The organism is Kitasatospora sp. NPDC058218 (assembly GCF_042882445.1).
Classification (GTDB): Bacteria; Actinomycetota; Actinomycetes; order Streptomycetales; family Streptomycetaceae; genus Kitasatospora.
On sequence record NZ_JBHVWC010000001.1, the window covers coordinates 136,055 to 155,319 of the forward strand.

The following is a 19,265-nucleotide window of genomic DNA, read 5'->3' on the forward strand; positions in this document are numbered from 1 at the left end:
CCGCGCACGTCAGTTCTCGCAGCGAAACGACCGGGTGAGAAGCGGTTGGAGCGTTGTTGACCGGCTCAGTCAAGCTTTGGATCGGTTGCCGGGGGAGGACTTGACCGCAACGGTGGAAAAGCCGTCCCGGACCGGCCCGCTCCTGGGCGAAGCCCGGGTCAGCGGTCCGGCCCGGCGGCCGGGCGACGGCCCGGACCGCGTCACCGGGCGCGCGGTGACCGTCGCCGCACCGTCTCGTTCGCCCCTGCGGGGGCCTCCGGCCGCCCCGACCCACCGGCGCCCCGGGCGCCCCGATCCGCAGCCGTACGGGAGTTGTGCACCATGAGTACCACCGGCAAGGCCGCCAAGACCGACCACCGCAAGCTCGGCGGCGCCCTGTACAGCGCCAAGGCCGTCCCGCAGCCGCTCGACGTCCCCGAGTTCGCGTTCCTGGCCGTCGACGGCGTCGGCGACCCGCAGCAGAGCCCCGCGTTCGGGCCCGCCGTCGCCGCGCTGTACGCGGCCTCGTACGCCCTCAAGTTCGCCGTCCGGGCCGACACCGGGACGGACTACGCGGTCATGCCGCTGGAAGGGCTCTGGCACAGCGACGACCCGCACTTCGACGCCGTCTCGGTGGACTCCTACGGCCCGGGCGACCGGGCCGGCTGGGAGTGGACCCTGCTGATCCGCCAGCCCGTCCCCTACACCGACGCGCAGCTCGCCGCCGCGCTCGCCAAGGCGGCGGCCAAGGCCGGCGCCGAGGCGGCCGGCCGGCTGCGCCGGGAGTCCTTCGCCGAGGGCCGCTGCGTCCAGGTGCTGCACAAGGGCCCGTACGAGACCGAGCCGCGGACGGTGAAGCTGCTGCACGACTACCTGCACACCGAGGGTCTGCGCGAGGCGGGCCGGCACCACGAGATCTATCTGTCGGACCCGACCAGGACGGCCCCCGAGCGGCGCCGTACCATCCTGCGCCAGCCGGTCTCCTGAGGCGTCGGCACACCCGGGCACGGGCCGGTGGCCTCCCGTGGCCGCCGTGGCGCACCTCCGCGCACCGGCTCCGGCCCGCTGGACAGCCTTGGACGCCCCCCCTAGCATCGTGAGAATCCCCGTCAGGGCCGGTAGCCCGTTCGGGGCCCGTCTTCGCCCGTCCCCGGGAGCCGCCGTCAGGGCGGTGTCCTTTTCCCCGGCCACGCTCCGGGGCGATGTGGATCCGGACGTCCGACCCTGGCGCGCACGGGGGGTTGCCGCGCAGGTAGGCATTGAGGTGCGATCGATTGACATGACATCGGTCGGTCCGTCGTCAGGCGTCGGCCCCACAGGCCCGGAATCGGCTCCGGTCGCCCGTCGGACCCCGCCCGGCGCGGACCCGAGAAGCGGAGGGCTTCAGTCTGCTATGAAGATCGACACGCTGAGCAGCCACGACGAGCGTCTGCGCCGGGCCATCCCCCACATCGTGGCCCAGGTCAGGGACGGTGAGGCGGCCGTCTCCCTGGAGGAACTGGCGATGGCCACCAACACCTCGCCCGACTATCTGCGCCGGGTCTTCCGGCACCAGGTCGGCGAGCCTATCCACCGCTACGTCCGCAGGCTCAGACTCTCCCTGGCGGCCTACCGGTTGGTCTACGGCGACCGCACGATCATCGACATCGCCGTCAGCGCCGGGTACAACTCGCACGCGGCCTTCACCCGCGCGTTCCGGTCCGCGTACGGGATATGTCCCACCGACCTGCGCACCAACCCGCAGAACACCGCCTGGCCCAGCGCCGGCGCGGCCGGCGCCGACATCCGCCCGGCCGCGATCCCGCAGCGCCGGGTCGCGTTCTACTCCCACCTCGGCCCGATCGACAGCGCCGACACCGCCTGGGAGCGGCTGCGCGGCTGGCTCACCACCCACGGCCACTGTCCGGCCCGCTCGAAGGCCCTGGGCGTCTCCTACGACGACCCGGACTTCTTCATCGGCGCCCGGACGCGGCACGACATCTGCGTCCCGGTCCCGGACCGCTTCGACCCGCAGACCCGCGACGGCATGGGCGTCCAAGTGGTGCCCGCCTCCACCGGACTGGCGATGCGTCACGTCGGGCCGCCCGAGCTGATCCCGTTCACCTACATGCACCTGGCGGTCAGCGCCGCCACCAAGGGCATGCAGCGCACCGAGCGTCCGCCGCTGCCGTACTACCTGGAGTTCTCCTCCTTCCCGTCGGCCCACCCCGAGCGCCAGGTCGCGGTGGACGTCTATCTGATGCCGCACTCCTGCCGGGGTTGAGCGGAGCGCGCCCGGGCAGCGGGCACGCCCCCCACACCCCGCGCGGGCCCCGGGCGGTCGCCCGGGGCCCGCGCACTCCTGTCGGGGCTCGCGTCAGGTGCTGTAGACCCCGACCTCGTAGAGCGAGTAGCCCCACTGCGTGCCGCGCTGGAGCCCGTGGACGCGGACGTACCGGGCCGGCACACCGGTGAACCGCGCGGTGTCCAGGCCGCCGTCACCGGTGGTGGTGGACCACACGGACTGCCAGGTGGCGCCGTCGGCGGAGACCTCGATCCGGTACGCCTTCCCGTAGGCGCGCTCCCAGTCCAGGGTGACGCGCCCGACCAGGGTGGTGGCCCCGAGGTCGATCCGCAGCCACTGGTCGTCGCTCCAGTCGCTGGCCCAGCGGGTGCCCGTGCTGCCGTCGATCGCCCGGTCGGGGGCGTAGCTCGTGAACGGGTTCCACTCCGCGGAGCCGGCCGTGGCCGAGGAGCCGGCCGCGAGGTTGGTGCCGGCCCGGTGGTGTTCGGACGCGCCCCAGGTGCTCAGGTAGGACTCGGCGCCCCGGAACAGGTCGTCCACCACGCCCTGCCCGCCGACCAGCCGGATCTCCTCCAGCCAGTCCGGCACGAGGCCGTAGTGCGCGGCGCCGTCGGTGTTGTAGTCCCAGGTGCGCTCGCCGGTGGTCTGCCGGTCGACGACGGAGCCGCCGTCGGTGGTGCGGAACGGGTAGACGACCGGGTTCGGGGCACCGGCGCCGGGCGGGGCGGGCCAGCCGCCGAGGCCGTTCATGTCGGTGCCGTAGCCGTAGCCCACCCCGTACTTGTCGCGCAGCGCGTCGGTGCGCTTGGCCTCCGAGCTGAACGCCTCGGCGCCGTTCATGTACTGGGCGACGAAGCCGCCGAGCTTGTAGACGCGCTCGGTCCAGTCGAGGTCCATCCAGCTGTGCGAGGAGATCACGCCCGGGTACGAGGCCGATTCGAGGATGTCGAAGGCGCGGTCGGCCGCCTTGACGCTCATGTGGTCGACCTCCAGCATCATCTTGCGCTGCATCATGCCGCGCACCGCGTACTCGCCGAGCTCGGTGAGGCCGCGGGTGTTGCACTGCGCGCCGGTGGCGTACGACGGGACGGCCACCCCCGGTGGCAGCGAGCTCTGGGCGCCCGGCGCCGGCGCGAGGCCGATCGGGTTGTCGTGCTGCGGCCCGGCGCACTGCTCCGTCGCCCAGAAGGTGCCGGTGGACAGGAACTGGCCGACGTTGATGGCGGTGCCGAGGGCGCCCTCGTCGAAGCGGACCCCGCACAGCGCGTTGTCGAACTTGTGGCACAGGAACATGCTGCGCACGCCCAGGCCGTAGAGCTCGTCCAGACCGCGGTCGATGTCGGCCCGGCTGCACTGCGCGACGTCCAGGATCTGCTTGCAGCCGAAGGGCTCGGAGGTCTCCACGCCGAGGACGACGGCGAGCTTGCCCTGCTTGACCACCTCGCGGGCCTGCGCGCTGTCGGTGACGATCCGGAACCAGCCCTTGCCCGCCCCGCCGTACATCCGGTCGATGTAGGCCTGCAGCTCGTACGTCTTCCGCGCCTGGAGGCGGATGGAGTCCATCTCGTCGCAGCCGCGGTCCTTGAAGAAGTAGATCGAGCAGATCACCCCGTTGGTGACCAGGTCGTCGACCAGCACCCGCTGGCCGCCGCGCCAGGCCCGCTCGACCCAGGCGTAGTAGTTCTGCTCGTGGGTCAGCGAGTCGTGGGCCGGCCAGTCCTTGAAGGTGGGCCAGCCGACCGGGTCGTGCTTGCCGTCGCCGCCCTTGGTGACGAAGTCGAAGATCGCGAGCGAGCCGTCGGGGTAGTGCTCGGGACAGTCCTTGAGCGCGTCCGCGATCCCCGACTCGGAGAACGTGCTGCCGCACAGGAGCCGGCCGCCGAAGGCCTCGTTGGACATCAGGTGGTCGTGCGCGTCGACGAAGCCGCGCACCCGCCCCTGGGCGTCGGTGCCCCGGAACGGCTCGCCGGTGACGCCGATCTGCGAGTCGGGCGCGGGCCGCGCGACCGGGTTCCACCAGCCCGTCTCGCCCGAGGCCCCGGGCGCGGGGGCGGCGAAGAGCAGGGAGAGGAGGGTGAGGAGGGAGGCCAGGGCCGTGACGAGTCTGCGCCGGCGGTGGGGCTGTGGGGGCATTGGTCACCACTTCGGTCTTCGGTGCGCGGACGACGCGGGGCAGCAGCAGCCCGGCCCGGGGCGCCTGACCGCCCGGCCGGCGACTGTCATGTCCCGCGTACTCGGTGTGACGAGAATCGCCACTGTTGGATTCCGAGTCAATAGCCGTGGACGGATGGCCCGTTGACGCGCCGGCCCGCTCGGTCCCGGGAGGCCCGACGGGTGGGGGTGGCCGGGCGTCCCGACAGCGAATCGCTGCCGGGACGCCCGCGAACCGACTCGACCCGTCGGTCGCGCGGCGGCTCCGGTGCAACGGAGCCGCCGAAATCCCCTGATGCGACGTGGCATCGGCCGGGGCGGCCAGGTCGGGGAACAGCCGCCCCTGCGGCGGCCGTCTCCCGGTCGGATGGACTGTAGACCGGCGCGGTCTGGCGATGCGAGGGGAGCGCCGGACACGAGGGGCCGGACACGAGTTTTGGAACACTCGGACACCGCTGTGGCCAGGGCGGCGACGGGTGACGGACCCCGGCCCGGGCTTCCCGCCGGTTGTGAGGCGCCGGACATCGTGAGGCATCGCCCGGGACGAGTGGTGGCGTGCCCCGGGAGGAGTGCATCATCGGGGGCAGCCCGAGGGGCCGGGAGGGGTGCAACCCACCGGACTCGACCGAGCGGTACCGGGCATGACGTGGCATCAGGTCGGCCCGGAACGAGGCGCCGCCTCGACCCGGGCCTCGAACGTGAGGACTCTTTCGTGAGTCGAGGATCCAGGGACGGCCGGGGATCGGTGAACGGCCGAGGGGCCGCAGACGGCTTCGGCGCGGCGGATCGCACCCGCTCGGCCGCGGCGGCCGGGGTGGTCGTGTCGGTGATGGGCGCGGCCGGGGCGTCGGCACTGGCGGGGATGCGGACGCAGGAGATCGGCGTGGTGCTCGGGCTGGCCGGCGCGGTCGCTGTGCTCCTGGCGCGCGAGTTGGCTCTGCGTCCCCTCGCCACGGCCGGAGTGGTAGCGGCGGTGATGGGCGAGACCGGCGCCCTGGCACTGTCCGGTCTGCAGACCCGGGCGATCGGCGCGGTCCTGGGGGTCGGTGGCGCGGTCGCCGTGCTCCTGGTCCGCGAGCTGCGCCGCACCCGGCGTCCGAACCGATGAGCGGGCCCGTCGAGCAGATCCCCGGGGCCGTGCGCCGGGCGCGTGCGCAGATCCATGTCCACCGCCTCGCCGAGGAGTTGAACCAGGCCCGGATCGCCCGGGGGATGAGCCGGCGTGCCGTCGCGGCGGTGCTGGACGGTACCGCCGGGTGTTCACCGGCCTCGGTGAACCGGGCGCTCGGCGGTGAGACCCTGGTCGGCCGGGCGGCCACCGAGGCGATCGGCGCGGCCGTGGGCGCCCCACCGGACCGGGTGCGCGCCCTGTGGGAGAAGGCGGCCGCCAACCGGACGCCCGTCTACCCGCCGCTCCCCGGTTCCGGTGGGCGGCCGACTCGGCGGACCACGCTCGCCCTGGACCGGCCGCTCGACCTGATCACCCAGCCCCACGAACTCATGGACGCGGTACGGGTGCTCCGGGCGCAGCGCGGCCGCCCCGCGCTGCGCACGATGGCCGCCGCCGCGAAACGGCGTGGGTACGCGGTGGGCCGCAGCACGATCGACGAGTTCCTGACCGGCCGGGCGGTGCCGACCTGGCGCACGCTCCAGGGCTGTCTCGCGGCGCTCGGTGTGGCCGAGCGCGAGTTCGAGCCGTGGCGGGTGGTCTGGTCCCGCGTCACCGTGGTGGCATCGGGTCGGGGGAGCGAGCCGGTCGGAGCCGTGAGCCGGCCGCCGACGGACGGGTACTACGCTCCGGCGGCCGGGTGCGGGCCGGTGGTTCCCCCGCGACCGGGCCCGTCCGTCCCGCCGCCCCGTCGCCCTGCGCCCCGGCTGCCGGACGTCTCCGCGCTACTCCGGGCGGCCCGGTCCGGGATCGTCGGCGACCCGTCCCGACGGCCCGCCGGGCGCCCGCCGGGCGTCACCGCCCTCCTGCGGTTCGCCGAGGAGGCCGCGACGGCGTACGCGGCGGAAAGCCATTTCCTCCCGGCCGTGCCCTTTCCGGGCCCGGCCGTGCCGTGGAGCGGGCACTGCGCGTCGTGCCGGCGGCCGCTGTGGGTGGTGCTGGCCGCACTACGCCCCGGTGAAGGGGCCTGCGGCCACTGTGCCGAGCGTGTGATCCGGGCCCCCCGGTCGGTCGGCTGACCGGTCGGAGCGGTGGGGCCCGGCTCGGGCAGGTGGGCGGAAGCGGGACGGCACCGACGGCGGCGCCGTCCCGTTCGCGTTCCTGGTCGACTCGGGTGGCCCGTCCCCGGTGCCGGCACCGGGGACGGGCGCCGGCCGCGCGCGGGCCTGCCGCCCCTGCGGCGGCCGTCTCCCGGTCGCGACGGCGGTGCGCCCGTGAGCAAGGCCTGTGCAGGGAGAGAGCACCGGCCGTCCCGGAGCCGCCATAACGTCCGTGGTGTTCCGCACGGCAGCCGGGTTCCGGCCCCGCCGAACCGAACCGAACCGGACCGGCCGCGGCCCGCGTCACGGCGGTCCGCGTAGCCCGTCCATCCCGTATCGGAGGAGGCACCATGACGACCAGCGAGAGATCTCCGGCCGAACCGCCCGGTGGCCGGCGCTTCGAGCCTGATCTGCGCCGGATGACGCGGATCAACCTGCGGCCGATCGCCTCACCGATGCCGCTCGGGTTCTACGCGGTCGGGATCGCCTCGGTGCTGGTCGGCTGCTTCCAGCTCGGCGTCTTCGAGGACGGCGCCCGGCGGGCGGTGGGCCTGGCGATCCTGCCGGCGTTCGTCCTGCAACTGGTGGTGGCGGTCTTCGCCCTCGGTGCCCGGGACGCCCTGGCGGCGACCCTGATGGCCTGCTTCTCCGGTCTCTGGCTGGCGAGTTCGCTCGTCCTGGTGGTCGATCCGGTCGGCGGGACCCACGTGCTGGGCGTGCTGAACGCCACGTTCGCGCTGTTCGCCCTGATGATGGCGAGCGTGGCGGGCCGCAAGCGGGCGCTCTGGCTGGTGCTGTGCACCGCGGTGCCCCGGTTCGCGGTGGCCGCGCTGGCCAATCTGACCGGCGTCGCCCGGCTGGGCACCCTCTCCGGCGCGCTCGGGCTGCTGCTCGCCGCCGTGGCCCTCTACACGGCGTTCGCGCTGATGCTGGAGGACATGCGGGGCGAGGAGGTCCTGCCGATCGGACGCAGCGGCCCCGCCCACCACGCGGTGGAGGGCGATCTGACGCTCCAACTGCGCGACCTCGAACGCCAGGCCGGCGTGCGCCGCACCCTCTGAACCCCTCCTGAAAGCGACGATCATGGCTGATTCCATGCCCGTCGGCGGCACTGTGCCCGCTGCCGGTCCGCCCCAGCACCCCGCCGACCTCGTCCTGCGCAACGCGAGGATCCACACCGGGGACCGGGCCCGGCCCGAGGCCTCCGCGCTCGCCGTCCGCGACGGCCGCGTGCTCGCCCTCGGGGACGAGCGCGACGTCGCCGCCCACGTCGGCCCGGACACCCGGGTGGTCGACGGCCTCGGCCGACGGGTCGTGCCCGGGCTCAACGACTCCCATCTGCACGTCATCCGCGGCGGGTTGAACTACGTGCTGGAGCTGCGCTGGGACGGCGTGCGCTCGCTGCGCCAGGGCCTGGCGATGCTCCGCGAGCAGGCCGCCCGCACCCCGAAGGGCCAGTGGATCCGGGTGGTCGGCGGCTGGTCGGCCGAGCAGTTCGCCGAACGCCGGCTGCCCACCCCGGCGGAGCTCGACGCCGCCGCGCCGGACACCCCGGTCTTCGTCCTGCACCTCTACCAGTCCGCGATCCTGAACCGGGCCGCCGTCCGCGCGGCCGGATTCACCCGCGACACCCCGGATCCGCGCGGCGGGCAGATCGTCCGCGGCCGCGACGGCGAGCCCAACGGCGTCCTGCTGGCCGCCCCCGGCGCGCTCGCGCTGTACTCGACCCTGGCCAAGGCGCCCGCACTGGACGAGGCGGACCGCAAGACCTCCACCCGGCACTTCCTGCGTGAACTCAACCGGTTCGGCCTGACCTCGGCGGTGGACGCCGCCGGCGGCTTCCAGAACTTCCCCGACAACTACGCCACCGTCATCGAGCTGGCCCGCGAAGGGCAGCTCACACTGCGCATCGCGTACCACCTGTTCCCGCAGACCGCCGGGCAGGAGATCGACGACCTGCGCCGCTGGGTCGAGACGGTGCGACCGGGCGAGGGCGACGAGTGGCTGCGGCTGAACGGCGCGGGGGAGAACCTCACCTGGGCCGCCGCCGACTTCGAGAACTTCACCGAGCCGCGGCCCGAGCTGGAGGCCGGCTACGAGGCCCGGTTCGAGCAGGCCGTGCGGCTGCTGATGGAGAACGGCTGGGGCTTCCGGCTGCACGCGACGTACGACGAGACCATCCGGCGCGACCTCGCGGTCTTCGAGAAGCTCGCCGCGGACGGGCTCTTCCCGGCCGGCAACCGCTGGCTCTTCGACCACGCCGAGACGGTCTCCCCGCACAGCCTGGAACGGATCGCCGCACTCGGCGGCGCGATCAGCGTGCAGAACCGGATGTCCTTCCAGGGCTCGGCGTTCGTCGACCGCTACGGCGCCGAGGCCGCCGCCCGGACCCCTCCGGTGACGGAGATGCTGGCGCTCGGCCTGCCGGTCGCGGCGGGCACGGACGCCACCCGGGTCTCCTCCTACAACCCGTGGGTGGCCCTGCACTGGCTGGTGACCGGCCGGACCGTCGGCGGACGCGCGCTCCACCCGCCGCAGCGGCTGCTCTCCCGGGAGAGCGCGCTGGAGCTGTACACCCGCGGCGGTGCCCGGATCACCGGCGAGGAGGAGGTGAAGGGGCTTCTGAAGGAAGGTTTCCTCGCGGACTTCGCGGTGCTCTCCCACGACTACTTCACCGTGCCCGCCGAGGACATCCCGCACATCGAGGCCGTGCTCACCGTGGTGGGCGGCCGCCTCGTCCACGCGGTGGCCGAGTACGAGGGCCTGGACGAGGCGGCGCCGCCGATCAGCCCGGCCTGGAGCCCGGTCGCCCACTTCGGCGGCTACCAGGCCTCCCCGCCGCCCTCGACCTCCGGCGCCCGGCAGGCCGACCGCCTGGCCGAGGTGGCGGCCGCCGGGGACGAGCAGTACCGGTGGCGGCTCGCCCGCGGCCTCGAACCCGCCGGCCCGGCCGGCTTCGTGGACCCCTGCTTCGGGGGCTGAGCCGCCGGGCGCCGCCGGGCCGCACCCACCGTCCGACCGACCCTCCCCACCCCGATCCTCCCGACCCCGATCCTCCCGACCCCGACCATCCCCACCCCGATCCTCCCGACCCCGACCATCCCCACCCCGACCCTCCCGACTCAAGGAGCCGACCATGACCGACCGCACCTTCGACCTCGCCGGTGTCTCGGCCCAGCCCAGCCCGGACCTCATCTCGCCCGACAACGCGATGATGCTGTTCGTCGACCACCAGCCGCAGATGTTCTTCGGCGCGGCCAGCGCCGACCGCGCCGGGGTCATCAACGCCACCGTCGGCCTGGCCAAGGCCGCCCGGGTCTTCGACGTGCCGGTGGTGCTCTCCACCGTCGCCGCCGAGTCCTTCTCCGGGCCGATACTGCCGCAGCTGCGCGCGGTCTTCCCGAAGCACGAGATCGTCGACCGCACCTCGATGAACGCCTGGGAGGACGAGGCGCTGGTCGAGGCGGTCAAGGCCACCGGCCGCCGCAAGATCGTGCTCTCCGGCCTCTGGACCGAGGTCTGCCTGGTCCTGCCGGCCCTGTCCGCGCTCGACCAGGGCTACCAGGTCTACGTGGTCGCCGACGCCTCCGCCGGTGTCACGCCGGCCGCGCACGAGCACGCCGTGCAGCGGATGGCCGCCGCCGGCGCGGTGCCGGTCACCTGGCTCCAGGTGCTGCTGGAGCTCCAGCGGGACTGGGCCCGCACCGAGACGTACGCGGACACCCTGGACGTGGTCAAGGAGCACGGCGGCGCGTACGGGATGGGCGTGGTCTACGCGCAGTCCATGATCGACCCGCACGCCGCGGGCTGACCGGGAACGGAACGAGACCATGGACACCGGTCTGCTCGTCCTCCGCCTGGTGACCGGGCTGCTGATCGCCGGTCACGGCATCCAGAAGGTCAGCTTCCGGCTCGACGGCAGCGGCCTGGCCGGCGGGACCGAGGAGTTCCGGCACGACGGCTTCCGCGGCGGGAGACTCACCGCGCTCGCCGCGGGCGCCGGCCAGATCGGCTCGGGCCTGCTGCTCGCCGCCGGAGCGCTGACCCCGCTCGCGGCGGCCGGCGCGGCCGGGGTGATGACGGTCGCCCTGACCGTGAAGTGGCCGCACGGCCTCTGGGTGCAGAAGGACGGCTACGAGTACCCGCTCGTGCTGATCGTCGTCGCGACCGTGCTCGCGCTCACCGGGCCCGGCCGGTACTCCGTCGACCAGGCCCTGGGCCTGGCGCCCTGGGCCGGCTGGTGGGTCGCGGTCACCGTGCTGGGAGGCGTCGGCAGCGGACTCGCCGTCCGCCTGCTGCTGCACCGGCCCGCCCCGGTGGCCGCCCGGCCCTGACGGCCGCGCATCCCCGAGGACGCACCACCACCTCGCGTCCCGACGTCCCGACCTGCTCACCCCTCCACCTGATCACCGCTCCCCGGCCGGGCCCACCGGCCCGGCCGTGGCACCGACACCGAAAGGCGCATCATGCCCTTCATCACGCTCTCCGACGGCTCGCAGAAGTTCTTCAAGGACTGGGGCACCGGTCGTCCGGTCGTCCTCTCCCACGGCTGGCCGCTCAACGCCGACGCCTGGGACAGCCTCGCCGTCGCCGTCGCCGAGGCCGGCTACCGGGTCGTCGCCCACGACCGGCGCGGCCACGGCCGGTCCGGCCAGACCTGGGACGGCAACCACATGGACCAGTACGCGGACGACCTGGCCGAGCTGCTGGAGCAGCTCGACCTCACCGACGCCGTCCTGGTCGGCCACTCGACCGGCGGCGGTGAGGTCGCCCGCTACCTCGGCCGCCACGGCAGCGACCGGGTGCGCAAGGCCGTCCTGCTCGGCGCCGTGCCGCCGCTGATGCTGCGGACCGAGGCCAACCCCGAGGGCACCCCGATCGAGTTCTTCGACGGCATCCGGGCCGGCGTGGCCGCCGACCGGTCGCAGTTCTACTACGACCTCAGCGAGGCCTTCTTCGGCTTCAACCGGCCCGGCGCCGCGGTCTCCGAGGGCAAGCGCCGCGAGTTCTGGCTCCAGGGCATGCAGGCCGGCCTCAAGGGCGCCCTCGACTGCATCGAGGCGTTCTCGGAGACCGACTTCACCGAGGACCTCAAGAAGATCGACATCCCGGTCCTGGTCGCCCACGGCGGCGACGACCAGATCGTCCCGATCGCCGCCTCCGCCGAGAAGGCCGTGAAGCTGCTGTCCCAGGGCGTCCTCAAGGTCTACCCGGGCGCCCCGCACGGCCTGGTCGGCGCGTACGAGACCGCGTTCACCGAGGACCTGCTGGAGTTCGTCGGCGTCTGACTCCGCCGCCCCCGCGGCCCCGCTCACCTGCACGGCAGTCACTTCGTACCCCCAGGGCCCCGCACCTGCGCCGATGCGCGGGTGCGGGGCCCCGCGGGCGTTCCCGGACCGACGCGCGCACGGCTGACGGGCGGTTAGCCTTGTGCCTGCCCGACGACGGGTCGCCGTCCGGCGACCCCGGCCCGACGGGTTCCGCGCGCCGGCGCGGGGAGAACGACAGCCCGGCCGCCCGCGGGTGGCCACCGGCCCGGGGGAGCGACGGTGCAGGAGGTGTGCGGCCCGCTCCTGATCGGTCGCCGGCGGGAGACGGACCGGCTGGACGCGGCGCTGGCCCGGGCGGCGGACGGTGCGGGCGGCTCCGCCGTGCTGGTGCGGGGCGAGCCCGGTGTCGGCAAGAGCACGCTGCTGGAGTGGGCGGCCCGAGAGGCGCGCGAGCGCGGGTTCACCGTCCTGCGGGCGGTCGGCGCCGAGGCGGAGACGGACTTCGCGTTCGGGGCGCTCCACCAGGCGCTCTGGGCCCTGCTGGACGGCTCCCGCACGCTGTCGACCCATCAGCGGGAGGCCCTCGAAAGCGCCCTGGGCGTCCGGGCCGGTACGGCGCCGAGCGGGTTCGCCGTCGGCGCCGCCACCCTGGCGCTGCTCGCCGAGGCCACGCTGGACGGGCCGCTCCTGCTGCTGCTGGACGACCTGCACTGGATCGACTCCTCCAGCGCCACGGTGTTCGCGTTCGTCCGCCGGCGCTGCGCCGAGCTGCCGCTGGTGATCGTCGGCGCGAGCCGGCCGGGCGGCCCGGTGGCCCAGGCGTGGTCGGCCGAGCCCGTCGAGGTGCGGGCGCTCTCCGAGCCGGACGCCGCCCGGCTGCTGCACCGGAGCTACCCGCAGCTGGCGGCGACCGCCGCGCAGCGGGTCCTGCGGGAGGCGGCCGGCAACCCGCTGGCGCTGGTGGAACTGCCGCGGCAGCTGGCCGCCGAACAGCGGCGGGGCGTCGTCCCGTTGCCCGACCGCCTGCCGCTGGGTCGGCAGCTGGAGCGGATGTTCGCCGGACGGCTCACGGCGGTGACCCCGTCGGCCGGCCGGCTCCTGCTGCTGGCGGCCCTGGCCGCCGGCCCGGACTCCTCGGGCGGGGTCTGGCTGCGGGCCGTCGCGGGCCAGGGCGCGCAGGAGGCCCTGGAACAGATCGAGGCCGGCGGCCTGGCCCGGCTCGACCCGGCCGGGCGGCTGGTCTTCCGCCACCCCCTGGTGCGCACGGCCGTGATCGCGGCGGCTTCGCCGGCCGCGCAGCGCGAGGCCCACCGCGCGCTCGCGCAGAGTCTGGCGCCGCACGACCCCCAGCGGCTGGTCCACGAGGCGTCCGCGGCCCTGTTCCCGGACGAGGACCTGGCGCGCCGCCTCCAGGAGGCCGGCACCGGGCTGGCCCGCCGGGGCGGCGACGCCGAAGGAGCGCTGCTGCTCGACCGCGCCGCCGTGCTCAGCGCCGACCCCGACCAGCGTGCCCGCCGGCTCACCTGGGCGGCGGTGATGGCGGCCCGCGGCGGGCAGCTGCGGTACACCGCGGCCCTGGTGGAGGAGCTGAAGAGCGGTCCGGTGCCGGCCGACATCGCCCCGCTGTTCGCCTACGCGGTCGTGTACGTCGACCAGAGCCACCGGATCGACTTCGAGTCCGCCGCCGCACTGCTGCCCGCGGCCCTCGACGCGCTGACCGCACCCGGCGCCGAGCCCTTCGACGGACTGGCCGAGCAGGTCTTCTTCAAACTGCTGCTCACCGCGACCTACACCGACGACCCCAGGGCCTGGCAGGCGCTGGAGCGGCACCACGCGCACGTCTCGGAGCCCGCCCGGCTCTGCCACCGGGCCTGGCTCGACCCGGCCCGGACCGCCGGCGGCGTGGCCGGGGAGCTGAGCGCGGTCGTCGACCGGATGAGCGAGGAACAGGAGGCCGGGGCGGCCTGGCTGCTGCTCTGGACGGCCTCGGCGGTCGACGTGGCCGACGGCGACCTCTGGCGGCGCTTCACCGGCCTGCACGGCTACGCCACGCAGGGCTCCGTCGCCAAGGCCAAGTGCTACCAGGACTTCCTGCGCGGCCGCTGGGACCTCGCCGCCGTGTGCCTGCGCGAGGCCGAGGCCGCCGAGGAACTCGGCTACCACTGCAACGCGCTGATGTTCCGCCACTACCACGCCCACTTCCTCGCCGGCCGCGGCGACGAGGCGGGCCTGCGGGAGACGGTGGAGCTGATCCGACCGGTGGCCGCGCGCGCCGGGATGCGCCTGGTGCTGGACCGGCTGACCCACCTGCAGGGCCTGGCCGCCCTGGCGCACGGGCGGTACGAGGAGGCGTACACGCACTTCACCGGGCTCACCCCGGCCGGGCAGCTGCCCGGCGGCCTGCCCTGGTTCCACCAGCTCACCCTCGACCTGGTCGAGGCCGCCGTGCACACGGGCCGGCGCGCCGAGGCCCGGGCCCACGCCGCCGCCGCGCAGGCCGAGCGGCCCGGCGAGATCTCCGGCCACCACGCCTTCCTGTTCGCCGCGGCCGCCGCCCTGGCGGCCGCGGACGACGCGGCCGACGACGCCTACCGCGCCGCGTACGCCGTGCCGGGCGCCGACCAGTGGGTCTTCGAACTGGCCAGGCTGCGGCTGGCCCACGGCTCGTGGCTGCGCCGCCGCCACCGGGCCGACGCCCGGGAGGTGCTCCGCGCGGCGCACCGGGCCTTCCGACGGCTCCAGGCCGAGCCGTGGGCCCGGCGCTGCGAGGAGGAACTGCGCGCCGCGGGCGGCCCGCTCGCACCGGAGCCGGACCGGGCGCCCGACGCGCTGACCGGGCAGGAGCTGCGGATCGCCAGGCTCGCCGCGACCGGCCTGAGCAACAAGGAGATCGGCCACCGGCTCGGACTCTCGCACCGCACCGTCGCGGCACACCTGTACAAGGTCTTCCCCAAGCTCGGGATCGCCTCGCGGGCGGCGCTCACCCGCGCCCTGGAGGGCCACTGAGTCCCGCCGGGCTCTTCCCGCCAGGCCGCGTCGCGTCCCGTGCTGCGTCGCGTCCCGCCCCGTCACCTGCCGTGCCGGCGGGGCCCTGCGGTGCCCCGCCCGCTGTACCGGCCGTGCACTCCTCGTGCCTCACGGCGCACGGCCGCCGCCGCCGGGCGGAGCGACAGTCAGATGACCTAGGCAACCGCCCGCTCCCCGGACCAGGCTGGTCGTGCGGGGCTTCGGCCGTGAACGCCGAGAGAAGGGGACAGCCAGGTGAACCTGCAGGTCACGACCACTGCGGTGCCGGACGCGGAGAAGGCGGTGCACTGGGGCCGGGCGGTGTCCCACGCCCTGGCGCCGGTGGAGGTGCTGCCACTCGCCGACGGCCCGTTCGACGGCCGCCTGGAGTCGCACCGGCTGGGCTGCCTACGGGTGTCCACGCTGGAGGCGGACGCGACGCGACTGTCCCGGACAGCGGGCCTGATCGCGCGCTCGCCCGGGGCGGAGGCCCAGGTGGCGGTGGGCGTCCAGGTGTCCGGCCGCGCCGTGCTGACCCAGGACGGCCGCCGGGCCGAGATCGCGGCCGGCGACCTCGTGCTGTACGACACCGCGCGGCCCTACTCGGTCGACTACCCGCAGCGCTTCCGCTCCCACGTGTTCCACCTGCCGCACCGGCTGCTCGGTGTGCCGGAGGCCGAGATCCGGCGGGTGACCGGGCGGGCCGTCAGCTCGCAGGAGAGCCTCGGGGCCGTGCTGCTCCCCTTCCTCGACACCCTCGCCGATGCCGCGCCCAGCTACCCGGCGGCCGTCGGCGACCTGCTGGCCGGCAGCGTCGCCGACCTCTTCCTCACCCTCGTCGCCGAGCTCGCGGGCCGGCCGGCCGCCGAGCCCGACGCCGCGAACACCCACCTCGTCCGGCTGGTCCGCACCCACATCGACCGCCACCTCGGTGATCCCGGGCTGACCCCGCAGAGCATCGCCGACGCCCACCGGATCTCGGTGCGCTATCTGCACCGGCTCTTCGAGAAGGAGGGAGTGACGGTGAGCCGGCTGATCCAGCGGCGCCGGCTGGAGGAGTGCGCCCGGGAGCTCGGGCGGCGCAGCCGCAGTGCACCGACGGTCTCGGCGGTCGCCCAGCGCTGGGGGTTCGTCAACCCCGCGCACTTCAGCCGGGCCTTCCGGGCCGCGTACGGGACGTCCCCGCGCGAGTGGCGGGCGCGACGCACCGAGGGGGCCTGACGGGCCGACGGGGCCTGGCCGCCGACGGGGCCTGCTGTACCGACGGGGCCTGATGCACCGACCGGGCTTGCCGCACCGACGGGCCACCGCGTCGGGGCGTGCGCGTCGGGGCGGCCGTGCGCGGAGGGGCGGATTCCGGTTCGCTCTCGGCACCGTTCGCGGGCCGGCCGCCGCCTAGCGTGGCGAGGTGCCGTCCGGGCGCTCCGGCCCCGCCCGGTACGACCTCCGGGCACGGTGGCAGTCCCCCGGCTCGCCGCCGTGCCCGGAACCGCCGCGGCGGCCACCGCACGCCGCGGCGCCGGGCGTGAGGGCGAGGCGACGACCACCCGCGAAGCCGGCCCGGCCGGCCGCTACGCCAGGAGCGCACCCGTGTCCGACAGCACCACCCCCGACGGCCGGAGCCCGGTCCTCGACGACGGCCTCCAGGAGTTCCTGGCAGCCCGCGCGCGGAGGTCGGACGCGTCCGCGCCGCTGGACCTCTCCTTCCTGGCCGACCCGCACCCGTCGGACGGTCACCAGGACACGGACGTCGCCTGGTTGGCGCTGCCGACCCCGGCCGGCCGGGTCCGGATCCAGGTGGTCCGCCCGGTCGACGCCGCCCGGCCGACCCCGGTCGTGCTCTTCCTGCACGGCCTCGGCTGGGCGCTGGGGGACGCCGACAGCTACCGCCACCTGCTGCGCGAGTTCGCCGTGGGCGCCGACGCCGCCGTGGTCCTCGTCGACTACGGGCGCCCGCCCGCCGCCCGCTTCCCGGTCGCCGTCGAGCAGTGCTACGCCGTCGCCCGCTGGATCGCCGCGCACGGGCACGAGATCGGGCTCGACGGGAGCCGGATCGCCGCCGCCGGCGACTCGGCGGGCGCCAACCTGGTCGCCGCCCTGACCCTGCTGCTGCGCCGGCGCGGCGGCGCCCGGCTGCTCCACCAGGTGCTGCTCTGCCCGGTGACCGACGCGGACTTCGACACCCCGTCCTACCGCGCCTTCGCCGAGGGGTACTTCCTCCACCGGGCGGACATGCGCCGCTTCTGGGACGCCTACCTGCCCGACCCGGCCCACCGCGCGCAGGCCACCGCGGCCCCGCTCCGCGCCGGCCTGGAGGAGCTCGCGGGCCTGCCACCGGCCCTGGTGATCACCGCGGAGGCCGACGTCCTGCGGGACGAGGGCGAGGCCTACGCGGCCCGGCTGCGCCGGGCCGGGGTCCCCGTGGTGGCCACCCGCTACCAGGGCGTCCCGCACGGCTTCGTGCTGCTCGACTCGCACTGCCGCACCGACTCGGCCCGCTCCGCCCTCATCCAGGCCGTGGACACGCTGCACATCGCCCTGCACCGCCACTCCTGGTAGTCGTCGCCCGCCCGCCGGTCGTGGTCGCCCGGCGGCCAGTGGGCATGCGCTGACGGCACAGCCGCGCCCCCGCCCCTCCGTACGGTCGACGAGTCCGCGCACCGACCGAACCACGGAGCCCCGCATGCCCTTCCTGACCGTCGCCGAGGAGAGCGCCGCCCCGGTGCGCCTCTACTACGAGGACCACGGGACGGGCCGCCCGGTGGTCCTGGTGCCCGCCTGGCCGCCTACCACGGGGGAGCGGCCCTGGAGCCCTCCGTCCGCGCCACCGCCGCCTGCGCGGATGCCTGGGGCACCGACCTGCGGCCCGACCTGCCCCGGATCGACGTGCCGGTGCTGGTCCTGCACGGCGACGCCGACCGCACCCTGCCACCGGCCGCGTCGGCCGAACCGCTGGCCGCCCTGCTCGCCGACGCCACCCTGCGGATCGTCCCGGGCGCACCGCACGGCCTGATCTTCACCCACGCCGACGAGGTCAACACCGAACTGGCCGCCTTCCTCGCCTGACCGGTGCGTCCTCGCCCGACCGGCGCCCGCGCGGTGCCGGCGGGGCGGAGTTCCTCCTGCTGTTCTTCCTGGTCTCCCACCGCCCGAGCGGCTGGGATGGGAGGGCGGGGCCGCGTCGCCCCGCGCCCCTCCCCTCACCCCGTGTCAGCACACGGCCGCCCGGGCCCGCCCGGGCTGCCGTCGCAGGAGTACCGATGTCAGTCCTCACCCCCCTCCCGCCCCGGAACGTCCCCTTCGCCGCGAGCATCGCCGGCCACCGGCTCGGCCCGCTGCGGGTCTCCTCGATCGTGGCCGGCCCGTGGCCGGTCGCACACGGCCGCAGCGTGGTGCTGTGCGGCCGGGAGGACCACATCACCCTCGTCCTCCCGCAGCACGGCACGGCCGCGCTGCTGCTGGACGGCCACCGGCTGCGGTTGCGGCCGGGTACGTTCGCGGTCGCCCGGGCCGGCCGCCCGGTCGTCCTGGAGGTGTCGGACGCCTACTCCGGCACGGCGTTCCACTGGCCCCGGGAAGCGGCCGGGGTGGCCGAGGAGGACCTGCTGGAGCTGTCCGGGACGGCGTTCGGGACGGACACCGGGACGGCCGCGCTGGTGGCCGCCTACCTGGGGCGCCTCGCCCGTCCGGTGGTCTCGCTGGACCCGCAGCTGGCCGGCCGGCTCGCCACCACGGCCCTGGACCTGCTCACCGTCCTCGCCCACGAGCACCGCCGGCGGTCGGTCGGCCCGGTGCCCGAGGAGCTGCGCGCCACGATCGCCAGGACGAAGGAGTACATCCTGCGGCGGCTGGGGGATCCCGGTCTCACCCCGGAGACGATCGCGGCCGCCCACCACTTCTCGGTGCGCTACCTCCACAAGCTCTTCCAGCACGAGGGCGTCACCGTGGGCCGCTGGATCCAGCGCCGGCGCCTGGAGATGTGCCGGCGCGACCTGGCCCGCCCGTCGGCCCGCCCGGCCACGGTGGCGGCCGTCGCCGGGCGCTGGGGGTTCGTGAGCACCAGCCACTTCAGCCGGGTCTTCCGCGCCGCCTACGGGGTCACCCCGCGCGACTGGCAAGCGGGCACCCGTGAGGACGCCACCTGGCCCGCCCTCCCGGCCTGACCCGCTGAGCGCGGCTGTCACCAGGGGAGCAGCCGGAGTGCCCGTTGCCCACAGGAACACCAGCAACCGCCGTCCAGGGGCTGGAGATCCCGGGCCTGGAGGCTGCCGAGGTCGCGAGCCGTGGGCCGGCCGGGCGGTGTCCGGAGAGGGACAGCCCGCTCCGGACCGAGGCCCTTCGGGCGGGGGTGAAGGGGGAGCGGTCGA

15 protein-coding genes are annotated in these 19,265 nt (G+C 75.2%); 14 read left to right on the forward strand and 1 reads right to left on the reverse strand.

The window, feature by feature from the left end; translation table 11 throughout:
• Positions 1–321 precede the first annotated feature (321 nt).
• Both ACFVYI_RS00520 and ACFVYI_RS00525 read left to right on the forward strand, forming a co-directional pair.
• Entirely contained in the window at positions 322–966 is a 645-nt protein-coding gene (locus tag ACFVYI_RS00520; RefSeq protein ID WP_387879800.1) for a GyrI-like domain-containing protein, read from the forward strand.
• Between the two features lie 406 nt (positions 967–1,372).
• Positions 1,373–2,242, forward strand: coding sequence for a GyrI-like domain-containing protein (locus ACFVYI_RS00525; protein ID WP_387879803.1), 870 nt, complete (start codon positions 1,373–1,375; stop codon positions 2,240–2,242).
• Between the two features lie 93 nt (positions 2,243–2,335).
• Here ACFVYI_RS00525 and ACFVYI_RS00530 read toward each other — a convergent pair whose 3' ends face one another.
• Complete coding sequence (locus tag ACFVYI_RS00530; RefSeq protein WP_387879806.1) at positions 2,336–4,396, reverse strand: discoidin domain-containing protein; 2,061 nt, start codon at positions 4,394–4,396, stop codon at positions 2,336–2,338.
• Positions 4,397–5,159: 763 nt separating this feature from the next.
• Between ACFVYI_RS00530 and ACFVYI_RS00535 the strand changes: the two genes are divergently transcribed.
• From ACFVYI_RS00535 to ACFVYI_RS00590, 12 genes are all read left to right on the forward strand, one after another.
• Positions 5,160–5,522 (forward strand): hypothetical protein, encoded by a 363-nt coding sequence (locus ACFVYI_RS00535; protein WP_387879808.1) that lies wholly within the window; start codon positions 5,160–5,162, stop codon positions 5,520–5,522.
• Positions 5,519–6,601 carry a helix-turn-helix transcriptional regulator gene (locus tag ACFVYI_RS00540; protein ID WP_387879810.1) on the forward strand — a complete coding sequence of 361 codons (1,083 nt, stop codon included), beginning with the start codon at positions 5,519–5,521 and terminating at the stop codon, positions 6,599–6,601. Before ACFVYI_RS00535 ends, ACFVYI_RS00540 begins: the two co-directional genes overlap by 4 nt.
• 371 nt (positions 6,602–6,972) lie before the next feature.
• Positions 6,973–7,683, forward strand: coding sequence for a GPR1/FUN34/YaaH family transporter (locus ACFVYI_RS00545; protein WP_387879812.1), 711 nt, complete (start codon positions 6,973–6,975; stop codon positions 7,681–7,683).
• A 22-nt stretch (positions 7,684–7,705) separates the two neighbouring features.
• Positions 7,706–9,604 carry an amidohydrolase gene (locus tag ACFVYI_RS00550; protein ID WP_387879814.1) on the forward strand — a complete coding sequence of 633 codons (1,899 nt, stop codon included), beginning with the start codon at positions 7,706–7,708 and terminating at the stop codon, positions 9,602–9,604.
• 154 nt (positions 9,605–9,758) lie between these two features.
• On the forward strand, positions 9,759–10,433 hold the full coding sequence (locus ACFVYI_RS00555) for a hydrolase (protein WP_387879816.1): 675 nt from the start codon (positions 9,759–9,761) through the stop codon (positions 10,431–10,433).
• Positions 10,434–10,452: 19 nt separating this feature from the next.
• A complete protein-coding gene (locus tag ACFVYI_RS00560) occupies positions 10,453–10,956 on the forward strand; it encodes a DoxX family protein (protein ID WP_387879820.1) in 504 nt (167 codons plus the stop codon).
• A gap of 132 nt (positions 10,957–11,088) precedes the next feature.
• Complete coding sequence (locus ACFVYI_RS00565; RefSeq protein WP_387879822.1) at positions 11,089–11,910, forward strand: alpha/beta fold hydrolase; 822 nt, start codon at positions 11,089–11,091, stop codon at positions 11,908–11,910.
• Between the two features lie 261 nt (positions 11,911–12,171).
• Entirely contained in the window at positions 12,172–14,898 is a 2,727-nt protein-coding gene (locus ACFVYI_RS00570; RefSeq protein ID WP_387879824.1) for a BREX system ATP-binding domain-containing protein, read from the forward strand.
• Between the two features lie 255 nt (positions 14,899–15,153).
• Positions 15,154–16,119 carry a helix-turn-helix domain-containing protein gene (locus ACFVYI_RS00575; protein ID WP_387879826.1) on the forward strand — a complete coding sequence of 322 codons (966 nt, stop codon included), beginning with the start codon at positions 15,154–15,156 and terminating at the stop codon, positions 16,117–16,119.
• 369 nt (positions 16,120–16,488) lie between these two features.
• A complete protein-coding gene (locus ACFVYI_RS00580) occupies positions 16,489–17,457 on the forward strand; it encodes an alpha/beta hydrolase (RefSeq protein ID WP_387879829.1) in 969 nt (322 codons plus the stop codon).
• Between the two features lie 327 nt (positions 17,458–17,784).
• Positions 17,785–17,964 (forward strand): alpha/beta fold hydrolase, encoded by a 180-nt coding sequence (locus tag ACFVYI_RS00585; RefSeq protein WP_387879832.1) that lies wholly within the window; start codon positions 17,785–17,787, stop codon positions 17,962–17,964.
• Between the two features lie 194 nt (positions 17,965–18,158).
• On the forward strand, positions 18,159–19,061 hold the full coding sequence (locus ACFVYI_RS00590) for a helix-turn-helix domain-containing protein (protein WP_387879835.1): 903 nt from the start codon (positions 18,159–18,161) through the stop codon (positions 19,059–19,061).
• Positions 19,062–19,265 lie beyond the last annotated feature (204 nt).

Excerpts from the sequence above, each read along its gene's own strand:
- ACFVYI_RS00520 (WP_387879800.1), top strand. The coding sequence starts at position 322 with ATGAGTACCACCGGCAAGGCCGCCAAGACCGACCACCGCAAGCTCGGC.
- ACFVYI_RS00525 (WP_387879803.1), top strand. The coding sequence starts at position 1,373 with ATGAAGATCGACACGCTGAGCAGCCACGACGAGCGTCTGCGCCGGGCC.
- ACFVYI_RS00530 (WP_387879806.1), bottom strand. The coding sequence starts at position 4,396 with ATGCCCCCACAGCCCCACCGCCGGCGCAGACTCGTCACGGCCCTGGCC.
- ACFVYI_RS00540 (WP_387879810.1), top strand. The coding sequence starts at position 5,519 with ATGAGCGGGCCCGTCGAGCAGATCCCCGGGGCCGTGCGCCGGGCGCGT.
- ACFVYI_RS00545 (WP_387879812.1), top strand. The coding sequence starts at position 6,973 with ATGACGACCAGCGAGAGATCTCCGGCCGAACCGCCCGGTGGCCGGCGC.
- ACFVYI_RS00550 (WP_387879814.1), top strand. The coding sequence starts at position 7,706 with ATGGCTGATTCCATGCCCGTCGGCGGCACTGTGCCCGCTGCCGGTCCG.
- ACFVYI_RS00555 (WP_387879816.1), top strand. The coding sequence starts at position 9,759 with ATGACCGACCGCACCTTCGACCTCGCCGGTGTCTCGGCCCAGCCCAGC.
- ACFVYI_RS00560 (WP_387879820.1), top strand. The coding sequence starts at position 10,453 with ATGGACACCGGTCTGCTCGTCCTCCGCCTGGTGACCGGGCTGCTGATC.
- ACFVYI_RS00565 (WP_387879822.1), top strand. The coding sequence starts at position 11,089 with ATGCCCTTCATCACGCTCTCCGACGGCTCGCAGAAGTTCTTCAAGGAC.
- ACFVYI_RS00590 (WP_387879835.1), top strand. The coding sequence starts at position 18,159 with ATGTCAGTCCTCACCCCCCTCCCGCCCCGGAACGTCCCCTTCGCCGCG.